The following is a 15,017-nucleotide window of genomic DNA, read 5'->3' as shown; positions in this document are numbered from 1 at the left end:
GGCCCGAGCCCTACTTCCGGAACTCCACCCGCACATGCTGGCCGAAGCGCGCCTTGGCCGCGCCGTCGAACTCCAGCACGCACTCCACCACCTTGGCCACGCCCCGCCCGGCATCTTCAGGCAGGCGCGCCTGCGCGAACACCGGACTGATGCGCACCACGCGCGCGGGTGGCAGTGAGCCGGTGTTCTCGGCGCCATCGCTGTCCGGCACGACGGTGGCCTTCATGCCCACCTGCACGGCATCGGCATAGGCGGCGCTCAGTTCTGCACGCACCTGCAGCGGGCGTGCCGGCAGCAGCGAGATCGCCGGCTTGCCAGCCTGCACGAAGGCGCCGAGGCCCGGCACCTGGCCGACCACGGTGCCGGCTTCCGGCGCGCTCAGCGACATCTGCTGCAGTTTCAGTCTGGCGTGCTCCAGCTTGTGCTGGGCCATGTCGACCTGCGCACCGGCCACATCGACATCGGCACGTACGCCGGCCAGCTGCTGCTTGGCCGCATCGGCCTGCTGGTTGGACGACACGCCTTCGCTGGCGCCGGTGGACAGCCGGGTGGCGTTGCGCTCCAGTTCGCGCAACTGCGCCTGGCTGCCCTTCAGGCGGTCGTTGGCCAGGGCCAGATCGGCGGTGGCCATCGCCACTTCCTGCTGCAGCAGGGCGCCATCCAGCGACAGCAGCAACTGTCCCTTCTTCACCGTGGCACCCTCCTTCACCGGCGCGGCGGTGATCGAGCCATCCACCGGCGGCGCCAGCGCGATCAGGCCACCCTCGACGTCGATGATGCCGCGCGCCACCGCGACCTTTCCGGCGGTGGCAGTGCCGGCTTTATCTGCAGGTGCTTGGGCAGGCGCGTCCTTGGAACAGGCGCCGAGCAGCAGCGCCGCGGACAGTACCAGGCTGAAGGGAAGCAGGTGCAACGTCTTGGTCATGGGGCGGACTCTACAGTTTCGTTCTGGCGGCGGTCATCACGGACCATGCCGTCTTCCATGGCGATCACCCGATCGGCATGCCGGATCAGGCGTGGATCGTGGCTCACGCACAGCACGGTGGCGCCGTGCGCACGTGCGTAGCGATGCAGGATGTCGATCACGCGCTGGCCGTTCTCGGCGTCCAGCGCGCTGGTGGGTTCGTCGGCGAAGATCAGCGTCGGCGACTTGGCGAAGGCGCGCGCAACGGCCACGCGCTGCTTCTCACCACCGGACAGCTGCGCCGGTCGCATGTGGCTGCGGTGGCTGAGGCCCACCTCGTCCAATGCCTTGCGGGCCAGCGGTTCGCTTTCGCGATTGCTCATGCCGCGATAGCCCAGCGGCAGCTGCACCTGTTCCAGTGCGGTCAGTGCGGGGAACAGATTGAAGCCCTGGAACACGAAGCCGACATGGTGCAGGCGGAAGCGCTCCACTTCACTGCGGGTCATGTGGCCCACGTCCTGGCCCAGCGCGTGCACGCGACCGCCATCGGGCGATGACAAGCCGGACAGCAGCGACAGCAGCGTGCTCTTGCCGCAGCCGGAGGGGCCCGACACCAGCGTCAGTTCACCGGGATAGATGTCCAGCGACAGGCCGCGCAGCACCGGCACCTGCACATCGCCGGACATGAAGCCCTTTTCCAGTGCATCGGCCTGCAGGGTCGGGGCGACGGCGCGTATGGAAGTCATCGGCCGCTCCTCAACGCAGCAGCAACGATGGATCGGAGCGGACGACACTGCGTACCGCCATGATGCTCGACAGCATGGCCATCACCGCGACCAGTGCCACGCAGCCGATGATGACCATCGGCGTCAGCTGCACCGGCACGCGCTGGGTCTGTGCGATCAACAGCACGACGGTGCTGAACGCCGCCGCCAGCAACATGCCCACGCCGCCGATCAGCAGCGCCTGCTCGAACACCACCCGCGCCAGCGCATAGCGACCGGCACCGAGTGCATTGAGCGTGGCGTACTCGCGCACCGAACCGGCCACCACCGAAGCGAACGACTGGTTGGTGATCACCGCGCCGACAAAGCAGACGATGACCGCCATGAACAGCACTGCGATGCCGGCACCGGTATCGAACAGCCAGTATTGCTGCGAGCGGCTGGCGAACTCCGGTGCCGTCCAGAACTCGACCGGCGTGGCCTGCCCCATCGACGTGGCCAGGCGGTCGCGCACACGGTCGGCCAGGTCCGGCGAACGCAGGCCCGCCACGAAATAGGTACTGCCCTCGTGCGGATCGGTACCCGCGATGGCGCGCGCGGTATCCAGCGAGGCCAGCACGTTGACTCCACCAAGGCCACGCAGGCCCGGTTGTGCCGCGACCACGCGCACCGCCTTGCCATTGATCCACGCACGGTTGTTCTGCAGGTCCACGCCCAGCGTATCCAGATCGGCGCTATCGACGATCACCGCACCGGGTTCGCGCAGCTGCGCGCGCAGGTCGGCGGGCAGGATGCGCGCGAACATCATCGCGTCGCCTTGGGTGGAGATGCCGGACAGGTACACCGACACGTTGCCGGTACCCTGCGCGCTGGAACGCCATTCGCCATCGACCCACTCGTAGGGTTCGACGCGGGTGACATCCGGATCCATGCGCAGGTGGCTTTCCACATCCGCACTGATTGCATGGCCGTAGTTCACGCTCTGGGTGCCGGGGAAACCGGCCCAGATATCAGCCGACGATGCCTTCACGTAGATCGCGGCGGTACCGAAGATACCCAGCACCAGCGCCGCCTGCACGATCAGCAGCACGCCAGCGAAGCACATCGCCAGCACTACCGGCAGGAACCGGCGCCACTCATAGGCCAGGGTCTTGCGGGCCAGCGCGATCATTGCTGTTCGCCCTCACCCTCAGCCGGCAGCGGTGCACCGCCAAGCGCGCGGTACAGCGAAGCAAACGCGAGCACGCGTGCGCCCTGCGCACCGATCAGATCAGCCTGCGAGGCGAGCGCGGCACGCTGCGTATCCAGTCCATCGAACTCGCTGGACAGGCCCAGCTGCACCTGCCGTGCCTGGCGCTTGACCTGCTGGCCGGCGGCATCATTGGCCGCACGCAGCGACTGGATGCTGCTGTCCTGGCGCGCCAGGCTGCCCAGCGCGCCCTCCACTTCGCTCACGCCTTCCAGTACCGCCTTGCGGTAACCGAGCAGTGCAGCATCCAGCTGCTTTTCATCGGCATTGAAGCGCGCACGACGCTGGCCCCAATCCCAAAGCGGGATATCGACGTACGGGCCGATCGAGGGACTGGAGTCGGAGTTGGAGCGGGCGTTCTGGGTGAGGTTGTACGCGTACAGGATGGAGCCACCGAGGCTGACCCGCGGATACATCGCAGCGCGTGCGGAGCCCTTGCTGGCCGCGGCCTGCATCACTTCAGATTCGGCCAGCAGAATCTGCGGGCGGTGGCGCAGCAGATCGGCCGGTACCTGCTGCAGGGAGAACGTGCCCAGCTTCGGCGGCGAGCGATAGGCGCGCCAAGCCGGATCCGGGCCATCACGGCCCAGCAACAATGCCAGCGCACGGGCGGCGTTGTCGGCGTTTTCCCGGGCTTGTGCGGTGGCGGCGTGGGTGGCGGCCTGGCGTGCACGCAGGCGATCAAGTTCGCCGGGCTCATCCAGGCGCAGGCGCTGGCGGACCAGGGCCAGGTGCTCGCCGCGGTCATCCACCGATTGCTGGCGGGCCAGCAGGTCCTGCTGGGCCTGTGCAACGGTCAGGTCCAGATAGCTGCGCACCACGTCGGCAATCACCGCCACCTGCGCGGCGTTGCGCAGCGCCTCGGCATTGCCGGCCGAAGCCTGCGCACTCAACTGCGCGCTCTCGGCGGCGCCGAACAGGCCCAGGTCCCAGATCGCTTCGATGCCGGCATGGAAGTAGGTATCGACGGCGGCGGCGTCCTGCACCTGCTTGGCGCTGGCCGAGATTTCCGGCAGGAAACGCGAGTCGGAAGTGCCGGCGACGATCCGAACGGCCTGCAGGCGCAGCGTAGCCTGCTGCAGGTCCAGATTGCCAGCGATGGCCTGGTCGACCAGGCCATCCAGTGCCGGGTCGGACAGCACTTTCCACCACTGTCTGGCATCCACTGCCACGCCCTGGCCCTGCGGCACCTGGGTCCAGGTGCTGGGCGTGCGGTCAGGCAGGTCCGGAACAGGCACCGACATGCAACCGGCCAGGGCCAGGCTTGCCAACAACGCACCAGGGCGCAGCACTGCATGCAGGGAGAGTCGGTGCCCGGCCTTGGGCACTGCCACTGAAGTGATACGCCTGACCACCAGCCCGCCAACGTGTAGAAGGAGCATGAAGGCTACCGTGCGATTGTGGAGCGAACATGGAGAAATCGTCCGAAAAAGGTCACAGCACGCGTGCGGTTCAGGCAACGCCGACCCAGTCTTTCACTACGCTTTCAATGCGTTCCCGGCACGGAACACTGGACGACTTTCACAGCGTATTGCACATTGCGGCATTGTCTTGCTTCGATGCTGCCCGACCGTGAAACGTCCCCGCTGCTGGCTGCTGATTGGCTCGATCACGACAGCGACTGTCGGTGTGATCGTGCTCGTCCTGACCACGCCACTGGTCTCGAACGCCACGCTGCTACTGATGGAGCGCAGCAACTTCATTCCCGCCGAATCCTCGATCTTCACGTTCGAGCCGTATGCCATCAACCAGGGCTCGTCGAACTACTGGTTGTACGGGAAGGACCGGACCTACTACTACCACTTCACCTACGAAGATGACGCTCCCTACGTCTACATCCCGCAGGACAACCGCTGCCCCGGTTTCCACCGGCAGGATGCCCGGACCTGGTGCAGCGCCCTGCCCGGCAAGGCACGCTAGCGCGGCGGTGGTGCAACCGGTGTGACAAACGAAAAACGCCCCCTTGCGGGAGCGTTCTTCTTGAATCTGGAGCGGGAAACGAGACTCGAACTCGCGACCTCAACCTTGGCAAGGTTGCGCTCTACCAACTGAGCTATTCCCGCAGATTCCGTTCGACCTGCGTCGAAGGAGCGCTATTGTGTCGATATTGCTGCACGGCGTCAACAGGAATTTTCAGGTGAAGTGAAGGGGGGCGTTCAGGCCCCTGCGCCCGGGCCTCAGGTCCGCAGGCCAGGCCGGACTTGCCGCAGCAGAGCCACGTTCTCGTTGATACGCCCTTGGATCATGCTCAAGGTGTCTTGAGCAATAACGCTTGAATACATGCCGTTGGCGATTTCGGTGAATTGGCTGGCCACCTCGCAGATGCTGTCAATCGCCAGACTGGCGTCACCCTGCTGCACTTCTGCTTCCTCGGCAAGCCGAAGCATGTCAGCACGGGAAATCGCCAGTGCCTCCCCCATGACGTCCATCTGGTGATATCCGTTGGGTCCTTCGCAGAAGGTCACGTCGTAGGCCGGGGCCAAGCGCCATTGCCCATCCGGCGACATGATGTAGGCAAAATTCTTCGGATGGTCGTCCCGGTTGTTGAAGGCGACGTTGAAGACCGCACGCTCGAAGGCCACGGCCATTTGCCGCACGTCATTGGTACACAGCTGGGTCGCGCGCAGGAAGTTGACATAGTCCAAGGACCCCGCCGTCTGGTAGTTGGCGCCCGTGAATGCGGCAAGACTCTGCATGGGTACACGCAACCCATCGTGGCGATCAAAGCGCTTGCTGGCGAACGCGGCCAGCCCATTGGGCAGGCTGAAGTACTGCGTGTCCGGGGTCTCGATGCCGCACCTGCGCAAGCACTCGGCGTAGACCATTTCGATGGCGCACACCTCGGCATGCTCTTCTCTGGCCGGGAACTTGACCAGCCAGGCTTCGAACCCTGGCTCGGCGGCCGTGGTGAACCCACCGAACTGCGGATCGCGATAGACAAGTGCCTTGGGCCTTGCACCTTGGGGTGAGCCGCCCACCAGCAGCAAGGTCTGCAGAAATTCGCCACCTTCTCCCCGGAGCACCTCCTGCACTTCGGCGGCAAGCTGCTCCAGCGGGACGTGGACCTGCGGCGCCTCGCCCTCGGGCGCCACAGGCTCAAACGTCATGGCCCCCATCGCGTTGCCACCGATGCAGGCCAAACGCTGGAGCGGGCCGATGCGTGCTGTGCTGATCCTTCGGCGCCTGAACATGCGGTCCATCAGCAGCATGCCCCAGCCGTCTGGCAAGGCGTCATACACGGGCCCGGGCAGTTGCAGTTGATGGTCCGGAAAATCCCGCCGCAACGGAGGGCCGGCCAGCGGCAGCTTGTACGAAGACAGCTCCAGCCCCCTTTGCCTGGCCTCGTTGCTGTACTCGAACGCGATCAGCGGGCGACCGGTCAGGGCGGTGGTGGAGACCAGCGTTCCCCAGAGCCATCGCTCTCCCCACCCCTCGTAGAAGACATTCACTTGCTCAGGCATTGCGGGGCTTCCTCTTCGTCCGCAGGCGATTCGCGGCCTCTTCGTAGCGCCGAATGTCTTCGATGCTGTCCAGCTTTGGCTGGAACAGGCCTTCGAGTTCGTTGATCCGACCAAGGACCATCGCCACGCGGACCACCGCCTCGAAGCCAACATTGCGCCCGGCCTCCAGGTTGGACACGGTGTTGGTCCCAATGCCGGCACGCCCGGCCAGATCCGACTGTGTCATGCCCAACGCCATGCGCTCTGTGCGCAAGCGCTCGCAGAGTCGCTTGACAACCTCGCCGGGCTTGCTGAAGCCCAAATCCAACATAGCGCTCACCACCCTCTTCCCATGCCAGTTGTCACCCAAATTATAGGATCGGCACCACCCCTGTTCAATGAATTTAATTCCCTAATTTTGTGGCTTATATGCGTATTTGCGCAAATAAATACAGAATAATGGAATTAGATGGCCATCGAATTGCGAATCACGTGCGTAGGCCACGGCGATGGAAGTAGACCTGCTCGGCGATGCGCCGCGTGGTCGCCGTGTGCAGCAGTGCATTGAGCGGCCAATCGGCCTGCAAATGATCCATCGCCCAGCGCAGCAGGCGCTTGCCATGGAATGCCGGCGCCACCTGCCGCGCCACCCGTTCCGCTTCCGGCCCCTGGCCACGCAGATGACGGGCAATCGCCTCGCCGACCGCCCAGCCGTGCCGCCACGAGGAGTGGATGCCCCCGGCGGACAATGGCGAGACGATGCCCGCCGCGTCGCCGGTCAGGATCACGCGTTGGCCGGTGAACGGCCCATCCGGCCGGCCGCAAGGCACCAGGCCGGCGCGGGTGGCCGAGGGACGCGCCGCAGGCGGAATGCCGACCACATCGCGCACGTGCTCAAGAAAGCCATCGATGTCCGGCGGCCGCACCTGTTGCGGATCGTGACGCAGCGCCAATCCCACCTGCAGGCCGGTTGGATTCTGCGCGACCCAGCCGATGTAGCCCGGTGCAAAGCGCTTGCTGACGAAGCAATGGAGTGCGTCACCCTGCGGCAACTGCAGACCGGCGAACTCACGTTCCACGCCGTAGAGGTTGTCACGCACCTGGCCGAGGCCGGTGCGCTGGGCAACGCGTGAGCGCGCGCCATCGGCGCCGACCAGGTAGGCGCACCGCCCTCCCCCTTCCACCAGCCAGCCGTCACCACTGCGATGTGCGTCGGTGAAGGACTGCTGCAGGCGAAGGTCCACGCCGTTCGCTCGCAGCTCGCTGGCCAGCCAGCGCATCAGGTTCGGCGTATCGGTGGTGAGGAAGTAATAGCCCGGTGCTGCCAGCAGCACGCTGCGCAGGTTCGGCGCATACAGACGCACATTGGCAACGCGTTGCACCAGGTGTTCCGGCATTCGCCCCAGCCAGGTCTGCTCCATCACCTCCTTCACCACGATGCCGGTGGTGTGCAGGCGCTCGCCAGGGTCGGCCTTGCGTTCGAGTACGCAGACGCGCAGGCCGTATTGGGCAGCGGCAAGCGCGCAGGCGGCACCGGCGAAACTGGCGCCGACGATGACCACATCGTGGTCGTAGGCGGAGGATTGATGAAGCATCGCGGCGTCACCCTTGGAACGAAGGATGCAGCATCCAACCTTCATGTGGTGGGGCGATGGAGCGACGGTGAAGTGGCAATGAAGCGCGTTGGACGCAAACGAAAAACGCCCCCTTGCGGGAGCGTTTTTCTTGAATCTGGAGCGGGAAACGAGACTCGAACTCGCGACCTCAACCTTGCAAGGTTGCGCTCTACCAACTGGTCTATTCCCTCCGGCATCGACCGATCTGCGTCGGAGGACTGGCACTGTTCCAAAGGCTGACAGGCCCCTCCTCGTCGCCCGGAAATGTCCTGGTCACATTAGATTCGAACATGGGCATTTGCTGCGTCTTTTCGGACTATTTGTATGGCCCCTTTCCGCCCAGCATAGCAACGTACGACAAGCCATTCGGAATGAGCGCACTGCCAAGAGGCCGAGCAGATGCTTATTCAAAACTTCGAGACAGCCGGATTTATCGATCAGCAGGACGATTGGTTTACAGGAAATTATTTCGGGTCGCTGCAGGAAGAATTACATGACTACGCTTGATGACATTGCCAAGGACCTTGGCAATACATTCCCCCATCACAAGGTATGTCTTTCACTCGATGATGTACCTCAAGATGTCGCATTGCCCAGAAGCTGGGAGAACTTCGGACTCAGGCCCGACGTCGCCCCGGTCTTTCCTGCTGGCTGGAGCTCATTCTCCAATGAATTCCCATCGACAATTGCACTGTTCAACGACTGCCTGCTGGGCACAGCACTGCTACTAGGTGATGAAGTTGAATTGGCGTACATCTTTCACGACGGAGATGGTCTCTACTACTACGTAGGGGGAAAGCCCGTCGAAGGTGAAGCCGCAGAGACCTTCGAGTTCAAGCATCTGCCCAGGAGACTGCAGGACTTCTATCGCGAAGTGCACGACGGATAAACCTTCTTTCCTGCACGCTCCATGGGCCCGCAACGCCTTGGCGACCAGTCACGGATCTCCGAACTGGTCGACGAGTCAGACGACTCCTTTGCAGCAGGTTGGATCACCGTATTCTCAAACGGCGGCGGAGACTATGTCGCAGTAAGCGCCGACAACCATGGTGATTCGGATGGCCTGATTTGGTGGCATGAGAATCCTGAAGTTCCAGAATTCGACATTGATGTCTTCAGCGTCATGGATGCATGGATGAAAATTTTTCTGGAGGACACCAAGCCTCGCGAGCCAAGGACCAAGTCTGGTGCGCGATGATGATCGACCGGCCTGACAGGCCGGATGTTGGGGACACCACATCGAGCAACTCTCAGACCCGGTCGAAATCACCTCAGGGCACTTTGATGGCCCATAACGAAGAACGCCCCCTTGCGGGAGCGTTCTTCTTGAATCTGGAGCGGGAAACGAGACTCGAACTCGCGACCTCAACCTTGGCAAGGTTGCGCTCTACCAACTGAGCTATTCCCGCTTGGGAGGCGAAATTCTACCTGTTCTGGAAGTGGCGTCAAGTGCTTTTCCGGGGCCTCACGAAGTCACTGAAATGTCGATTCCACGCATGGCGTGGATCTACCAAGGAGATGAACATCAACACCGAAATCCATGGCATCTGGGTCTTCCATGGCGCAGGCGCGCGCTTCGCCGGAGGTGTCTTCGTCAGCCGGGAGTCGGGACTGACTTGGGCCGCCAAGCACTCCCTGACAGGCGTACTGACCCGCTATCCATTGAATGAAGGCGCGTACGACCAAGCACTGCGTTTGGGCACCTTCATGCCCAAGCGCCCAGAGCAATGCGAAGCCCTCTTCATCGGAGGGTTCACATGTGCATCAATGGAGCATGTACATGTCGAAGACGGCATACCCCAGTAGATCCACGCCATGCGTGGATAGGCGCATCGATGGGGTCAGAGCCCTTTCCTGCGGAAAGGGATCCGACCCCGGGGCTCAGTTGCCCAGCTTCTTCTGACGCGCACGCTCGCGCGCAGCGCGCTCGTCATCGCGCAGGCTCGGCCAGGCGGCGTGCAGGTACTGCAGGCCCGACCACAGGGTCAGCACCGCGGCGATCGCCAGGGTCCAGTCGCCGATGTGGAACACCGGCCAGCCCATCCAGATGTCTTCCACCGGCACGTTCGGTGCCACCGAATACAGCAGGCAGAGCAGCGCGACCATCTGCGCCGTGGTCTTGACCTTGCCGATCATCGCCACGCGCACCTTGGCGCGCTGGCCCAGCTCGGCCATCCATTCGCGCAGCGCCGATACCGCAATTTCACGGCCGACGATGACTGCCGCCCAGAACGCCATCCACGGCGTCGGGTGACCCTGCACGATCAGGAACAGCGCCACCGCCACCATCAGCTTGTCCGCGACCGGGTCGAGGAAGGCGCCGAAGGCCGATTCCAGCTGGTAACGGCGTGCGATCCAGCCGTCGAGCCAATCGGTGATCGCGGCCAGGCCGAAGATCGCCGCCGAAGCGAAGTTGGTCCAGGTGTAGGGCAGGTAGAACACCAGCACCAGCACCGGGATCATCACGATCCGCAACAACGTCAGCCAGGTGGGCAGGGTCAACTTCATGCTTGGGTGCTTCTCTCTCTACTCGGCCGCATCAGGCGTGGCCAACCCGTGCAGGTTAGCGTAGATACGTGCCGCGAGGGCGTCATTGATGCCTTCCACCTTGGCGATTTCCGCTTCACCAGCGGCTTTCAGGCCCACCAGGCCGCCGAAATGCTTGAGCAGGCTGGCGCGGCGGCGCGGCCCGATACCGGGAATGTCCTCCAGCTTGCTGGTCATCCGCGCCTTCTGGCGGCGGCCGCGATGGCCGGTGATGGCGAAGCGGTGCGCCTCATCGCGCACCTGCTGGATGAACTGCAGCGCCGGATTGGCCGCGCCCGGGCGCAGCTCGCGGCCATCGGGCATCACCAGCGCTTCGTGGCCGGCGCGGCGTTCCACGCCCTTGGCCACGCCCACCAGCAACACGCCTTCCACGCCCAGGTCGGCCAGCGCGGCCTGGGCCTGGGCCAACTGGCCGGCGCCGCCGTCGATCAGCAGCACGTCCGGCAGCACGCCCTGCTCTTCCACCGCACGGCGGAAACGGCGGTCGATGGCCTGGCGCATGGCGGCGTAGTCGTCGCCCGGCTCGATGCCGCTGATGTTGAAGCGGCGGTACTGCGCGCGCACCGGACCGGCGGCGTCGAACACCACGCATGAGGCCACGGTGGCCTCACCCATGGTGTGGCTGATATCGAAACATTCAACACGCTTGACCGGCTCGGCCAGGCCCAGCATGTCGCGCAGTGCATCGCTGCGCGCGTGCTGCGCGTTGCGGCTGTTGAGTTCGGTCGCCAGGGTCAGCTGCGCGTTGCGGCTGGCCAGCTCCACGTAGCCGGCACGCTCGCCGCGCACGTTCCACTTCAGCTGTACCTTGCGCTCGGCCGAGGCCGACAGCGCGGCGACCAGCAGGTCGGCATCGGGAATCTCGCGGTCCAACAGGATCTCGCGCGGCGGCTCGAATTCGATGTAGTACTGCGAGACGAACGCGGCCAGCACTTCCTCCGGGCTTTCTTCACCGTTGGTGCGTGGGAAGAACGGGCGGGTACCGAGGTTGCGGCCATCGCGGAAAGCCAGCAGCAGCACGCAGGCCTGCGAACCCTGCATGGCCACCGCCAGCACGTCCAGATCCGCGGCACGGCCATCCACGTACTGGCGGGTCTGCATGCTGCGCAGCGAGGAGATCAGGTCGCGCAGGCGCGCGGCCTGCTCGAACTCCAGTGCCTCGCTGGCGGCCTGCATCTGCTCGCCCAGTTCGCGGGTCAGCTCGTCGCTCTTGCCTTCCAGGAACAGTGCGGCGCGACGCACCGACTCGGCGTAGTCCGGCGCCGGCACCAGCTCCACGCAGGGCGCGCTGCAGCGACCGATCTGGTACTGCAGGCACGGCCGCGAGCGGTTGCGGAACACGCTGTCCTCGCAGCTGCGCAGCTTGAACAGCTTGTGCATCAGGTTCAGCGTTTCACGCACCGCGGTGACGCCGGGATACGGCCCGAAATAGCGGCCGGGAATGGCGCGCGGGCCGCGATGCAGCGCGATGCGCGGCCAGTCCTCTCGGGTCAGCAGCACGTGCGGATAGGTCTTGTCGTCGCGCAGCGAGACGTTGTAACGCGGCGACAGTGATTTGATCAGCTGGTTTTCCAGCAGCAGCGCCTCGGCTTCCGAGCGCGTCACGGTCACGTCCATGCGCGTGATCTGCGAGATCATCGACATGATCCGCGCGTTCTTCGGGCTGCCGTTGAAATAGCTGCCGACACGGTTGCGCAGCGCGCGCGCCTTGCCCACGTACAGCAACGTGTCGTCGGCGGCGTACATGCGGTACACGCCAGGGGCGGTACTGAGCTGGGCCGCGAAGGCCTTGCCGTCGAAGGCCGGGGCGGGAACGTCTGTCATTCGCTGATCGGGACTTCGCTGAGCACGCCGCTATCCGGGTCGAATCGCAGCACGGCATGGGCGTCGGTCTCGGCGATCCACACCGCACCGGCGCCTACCGCCAACCCCGCCGGGCCATGCAGGCGTCGTGGCAACGGCTGGGTGGTCAGTTCGCCACCGCCCAGGCGCAGCGTGCGCAGGCGGCCGTTGCCAGTATCGGCAATCCACAACAGCGGCGCATCCGGGCTGAGCGCGATCGCCTGTGGGAACTGCAGGCTGGCGTCCGAACGCGGACCGTCTTCGCTGCCGAAGCGCCACGGCCCCTGCCCGACCAGGGTCTGCACCAGGTCGCCGCGCAGCTGCAGTGCACGCACTGAAGATCCCAACGCATCAGCCACGTACAGCACCTGCTGCACCACGGCCAACGCGGTGGGTTGGGCGAAGGCGGCCAGATGCCCGCTGCCATCACGCTCGTCGATGGAACCACTGCCCGCGCGCCATTGCAGGCTGCGCTGGCCCAGGTGGTAGCTCCAGATGCGGTTGTCGCCGGCCATGGCGATGTGCAGCTGATTGTCGGCGATGGCCAGGCCGACCGGATGGTCCAGCGCAACCTGCCGCGCCTGCGCGACCGGCCCTTCCATCGGTGCACCGGGACGACCGTTGCCGCACAGCGTGTCGACGATCCCGGTCAGCAGGTTGATGCGGCGCACCGCGTGGTTGCCGGTGTCGGCGACGTACAGCGAATCGCGCTCCAGCACCAGCGCCTGCGGGCGGTGGAACGCGGCTTCGGCGAGGTTGCCGTCCATGAAATCGGCGGTGCCCAGCCCGAACTGGCGAAGGATGCGACCACCATGGCTGCATTCGAGGATGCGGTGATGGCCGCTGTCGCCGATGTACAGCCGTTCGGTACTGACTGCCAGGCCCAGCGGGAAGCGCAGCGCCTGGCGGGGTTCCGGGTGCAGTTCGCTGCCGCCACGCGGCGGCGCCGACGGTGCGCCTTCGCACAGCGCGTTCAAGGCACGCTCCAGCTCACCGGGTGCCCCCTGCCCGACCAACCGTTGCTGTTCGCGGCCCTGCGCATCCAGCAGCACCAGGGTCGGCCAGGCGGTGATGCCGAAGCGGCGCCAGCCATCCCAGTCGGCATCGAGCAGGACCGGCATCGTCAGGCCCTGGCGACGCAGCAGCTTCAATGCGGCGCCGGCCTCGCGTTCGAAATCGAAGCGCGGCACCTGCAGCACCAGCGGCTGCAGCTTGCCGGGGTGGCGCGACAGCCATTGGCCGAACTCGGCCAGGCGTTGCGCGCTCCAGGCGGAAGCCGCGTTGACGAACAACAGCGCCACCGGCCGACCGCGCAGTTCGGTCAGGGTGCAGGGGGTGGCGTTGAGCCAGGTGGCGAACTCGGGCAGGTCCGGGACGGGCTGGACGTTCATGGCCCGATTATGCCGGAGTCGGCGTCATGCAACAGTCGTGCCACGGCACGTTTTGCAGCATCGTCGACCAATGTCCAGACCTGTTCGAAATGCTCACTGCCGCCGGTGTACGGGTCCGGGATCGCACCCCTGCCCTGCCCGCCGGACCACGGCAGGTACAGCGCCAGGCGTTCGCGCTGGGCGGGTGTCGCCAGGCGACCCGCATCGCGCAGGTTGGCCTCATCGGCGCACAGGATCCAGTCGAAGCGGTCGAAATCCGCGACCTGCAGCTGGCGCGCGCGCAGGCCGCCGATGTCCACGCCATGCCCGGCCGCGCAGGCGATCGCTCGCCGGTCCGGTGGCTCGCCCACATGCCAGTCGCCGGTGCCGGCCGAATCGACCTGCACCCGACCAGCCAGCGGCGAAGCGTCCAGGCGCGCGCGCAGCGCACCTTCGGCCATCGGCGAACGGCAGATGTTGCCGAGGCAGACGACCAGCAGCTTCATCGGGCAGCCAGCGTCTGCAGCAATGCTTCGGCGCGTTCCAGGTCCTCGGGCGTGTCGATGCCCGGCGGGAACGGTTCCGGCGAGATCGCCACGCTGATCGGGAAACCCGCTTCCAGCACGCGCAGCTGTTCCAGCGATTCGATCTGCTCCAGCTGGCCCGGCGGCATCGCCGCGAACTGCTGCAGGAAACCGGCGCGATAGCCGTAGATGCCGATGTGGCGCAGCCAGTTGTGACCGGCCGGCAGCGTGTCACGGCTGCGTGCAAAGCCATCGCGGTGCCAGACGATCGGGGCGCGGCTGAAGTACATCGCCTCGTTGCGCACGTTGCGCACCAGCTTCACCACGTTCGGGTCGAACAGGGTATGCGCGTCTTCGACGGTCGTGGCGAGGGTCGACATCGGCGCATTGCCTTCAACCAGTGCCTGGGCCACCGCGCGGATACCCGCAGCCGGCGCGAACGGCTCGTCGCCCTGCAGGTTGACCACGACAGTGTCATCGGCCCAGCCGGCGATGCGCGCGCACTCGGCCAGGCGGTCGGTACCGGAGGCATGCGAGGTGGCGGTCATCGCCACCTTCACTTCGGCCAGGCCGGACAGTGCGTCGGCAATGCGTTGATCGTCGGTAGCGACCCAGACCTCGCCGGCACCGGCCTGCAGCGCGCGACGCGCCACGTGCAGCACCAGCGGCTCACCGCCCAGCGGGCGCAGCGGCTTGCCCGGCAGCCGCGAGGCGGCATAGCGGGCCGGGATGGCGACGACGAATTCGGTCATGGGGCGGTACTCGGCAGGCTCGTTACAACGGGAATGCGGCCGGCGGCG

Annotated in this window: 16 protein-coding genes and 2 tRNA genes; 4 read left to right on the top strand and 14 right to left on the bottom strand. The window is 65.4% G+C overall.

Translation table 11 applies throughout. From position 1 onward, the window contains the following. Nucleotides 1-10 precede the first annotated feature (10 nt). Genes ACZLIB_RS07995 through ACZLIB_RS07980 form a run of 4 tightly spaced genes read right to left on the bottom strand, consistent with a single transcriptional unit; the run spans nucleotide 11 to nucleotide 4,260 of the window. The gene (locus ACZLIB_RS07995) at nucleotides 11-925 is read right to left on the bottom strand and encodes an HlyD family secretion protein (RefSeq protein WP_049399943.1); all 915 of its coding nucleotides are present in this window, start codon (nucleotides 923-925) and stop codon (nucleotides 11-13) included. Next, nucleotides 922-1,650, bottom strand: a complete 729-nt coding sequence (locus ACZLIB_RS07990; protein WP_049399942.1) for an ABC transporter ATP-binding protein — start codon at nucleotides 1,648-1,650, stop codon at nucleotides 922-924. Before ACZLIB_RS07990 ends, ACZLIB_RS07995 begins: the two co-directional genes overlap by 4 nt. Before the next feature lie 10 nt (nucleotides 1,651-1,660). Next, nucleotides 1,661-2,800, bottom strand: coding sequence for an ABC transporter permease (locus tag ACZLIB_RS07985; protein ID WP_414578612.1), 1,140 nt, complete (start codon nucleotides 2,798-2,800; stop codon nucleotides 1,661-1,663). Then, nucleotides 2,797-4,260 carry an efflux transporter outer membrane subunit gene (locus ACZLIB_RS07980; RefSeq protein ID WP_478469555.1) on the bottom strand — a complete coding sequence of 488 codons (1,464 nt, stop codon included), beginning with the start codon at nucleotides 4,258-4,260 and terminating at the stop codon, nucleotides 2,797-2,799. The genes ACZLIB_RS07985 and ACZLIB_RS07980 overlap by 4 nt, the downstream gene beginning before the upstream one ends. Nucleotides 4,261-4,450: 190 nt before the next feature. Between ACZLIB_RS07980 and ACZLIB_RS07975 the strand changes: the two genes are divergently transcribed. Beyond that, on the top strand, nucleotides 4,451-4,798 hold the full coding sequence (locus ACZLIB_RS07975; RefSeq protein WP_071228372.1) for a hypothetical protein: 348 nt from the start codon (nucleotides 4,451-4,453) through the stop codon (nucleotides 4,796-4,798). A 67-nt stretch (nucleotides 4,799-4,865) separates the two neighbouring features. Here the strand turns inward: ACZLIB_RS07975 and ACZLIB_RS07970 are convergent. From ACZLIB_RS07970 to ACZLIB_RS07955, 4 genes are all read right to left on the bottom strand, one after another. Then, nucleotides 4,866-4,941, bottom strand: a tRNA-Gly gene (locus ACZLIB_RS07970). A gap of 114 nt (nucleotides 4,942-5,055) precedes the next feature. Next, nucleotides 5,056-6,339: a type II toxin-antitoxin system HipA family toxin gene (locus ACZLIB_RS07965; RefSeq protein ID WP_049399936.1), complete on the bottom strand. Its 1,284-nt coding sequence runs from the start codon at nucleotides 6,337-6,339 to the stop codon at nucleotides 5,056-5,058. After that, nucleotides 6,332-6,649 (bottom strand): helix-turn-helix domain-containing protein, encoded by a 318-nt coding sequence (locus ACZLIB_RS07960; protein ID WP_049399935.1) that lies wholly within the window; start codon nucleotides 6,647-6,649, stop codon nucleotides 6,332-6,334. Before ACZLIB_RS07960 ends, ACZLIB_RS07965 begins: the two co-directional genes overlap by 8 nt. Nucleotides 6,650-6,806: 157 nt before the next feature. Then, the gene (locus ACZLIB_RS07955) at nucleotides 6,807-7,913 is read right to left on the bottom strand and encodes an NAD(P)/FAD-dependent oxidoreductase (RefSeq protein ID WP_478469553.1); all 1,107 of its coding nucleotides are present in this window, start codon (nucleotides 7,911-7,913) and stop codon (nucleotides 6,807-6,809) included. A gap of 514 nt (nucleotides 7,914-8,427) precedes the next feature. Here ACZLIB_RS07955 and ACZLIB_RS07950 point away from each other — a divergent pair. Next, on the top strand, nucleotides 8,428-8,823 hold the full coding sequence (locus tag ACZLIB_RS07950; protein ID WP_478469552.1) for a hypothetical protein: 396 nt from the start codon (nucleotides 8,428-8,430) through the stop codon (nucleotides 8,821-8,823). A 21-nt stretch (nucleotides 8,824-8,844) separates the two neighbouring features. After that, nucleotides 8,845-9,132, top strand: coding sequence for a hypothetical protein (locus ACZLIB_RS07945; RefSeq protein WP_478469551.1), 288 nt, complete (start codon nucleotides 8,845-8,847; stop codon nucleotides 9,130-9,132). 135 nt (nucleotides 9,133-9,267) lie between these two features. Here ACZLIB_RS07945 and ACZLIB_RS07940 read toward each other — a convergent pair. Then, nucleotides 9,268-9,343: transfer RNA gene (locus ACZLIB_RS07940), tRNA-Gly, on the bottom strand. Nucleotides 9,344-9,452: 109 nt separating this feature from the next. On the opposite strand from ACZLIB_RS07940, the gene ACZLIB_RS07935 reads away from it, so the two are divergent. Continuing rightward, a complete protein-coding gene (locus ACZLIB_RS07935) occupies nucleotides 9,453-9,740 on the top strand; it encodes a DUF7710 domain-containing protein (RefSeq protein WP_478469550.1) in 288 nt (95 codons plus the stop codon). A 75-nt stretch (nucleotides 9,741-9,815) separates the two neighbouring features. Here the strand turns inward: ACZLIB_RS07935 and pgsA are convergent, their stop codons facing one another. Genes pgsA through kdsB form a run of 5 tightly spaced genes read right to left on the bottom strand, consistent with a single transcriptional unit; the run spans nucleotide 9,816 to nucleotide 14,969 of the window. Beyond that, entirely contained in the window at nucleotides 9,816-10,442 is a 627-nt protein-coding gene (pgsA, locus tag ACZLIB_RS07930; RefSeq protein WP_012510614.1) for a CDP-diacylglycerol--glycerol-3-phosphate 3-phosphatidyltransferase, read from the bottom strand. Between the two features lie 18 nt (nucleotides 10,443-10,460). Beyond that, complete coding sequence (uvrC, locus tag ACZLIB_RS07925) at nucleotides 10,461-12,305, bottom strand: excinuclease ABC subunit UvrC (protein ID WP_132809760.1); 1,845 nt, start codon at nucleotides 12,303-12,305, stop codon at nucleotides 10,461-10,463. Beyond that, the gene (locus ACZLIB_RS07920) at nucleotides 12,302-13,714 is read right to left on the bottom strand and encodes a hypothetical protein (RefSeq protein ID WP_478469549.1); all 1,413 of its coding nucleotides are present in this window, start codon (nucleotides 13,712-13,714) and stop codon (nucleotides 12,302-12,304) included. Before ACZLIB_RS07920 ends, uvrC begins: the two co-directional genes overlap by 4 nt. Then, nucleotides 13,711-14,199, bottom strand: a complete 489-nt coding sequence (locus tag ACZLIB_RS07915; protein ID WP_032128907.1) for a low molecular weight protein-tyrosine-phosphatase — start codon at nucleotides 14,197-14,199, stop codon at nucleotides 13,711-13,713. Before ACZLIB_RS07915 ends, ACZLIB_RS07920 begins: the two co-directional genes overlap by 4 nt. Further along, complete coding sequence (kdsB, locus tag ACZLIB_RS07910) at nucleotides 14,196-14,969, bottom strand: 3-deoxy-manno-octulosonate cytidylyltransferase (RefSeq protein WP_478469547.1); 774 nt, start codon at nucleotides 14,967-14,969, stop codon at nucleotides 14,196-14,198. The genes ACZLIB_RS07915 and kdsB overlap by 4 nt, the downstream gene beginning before the upstream one ends. Nucleotides 14,970-15,017: the final 48 nt, after the last annotated feature.

Source organism: Stenotrophomonas sp. 220_Sma, from assembly GCF_056487375.1.
The sequence above is the reverse complement of the archived record's forward strand: the minus strand, read 5'-3'. Positions and strand labels throughout refer to the sequence as shown.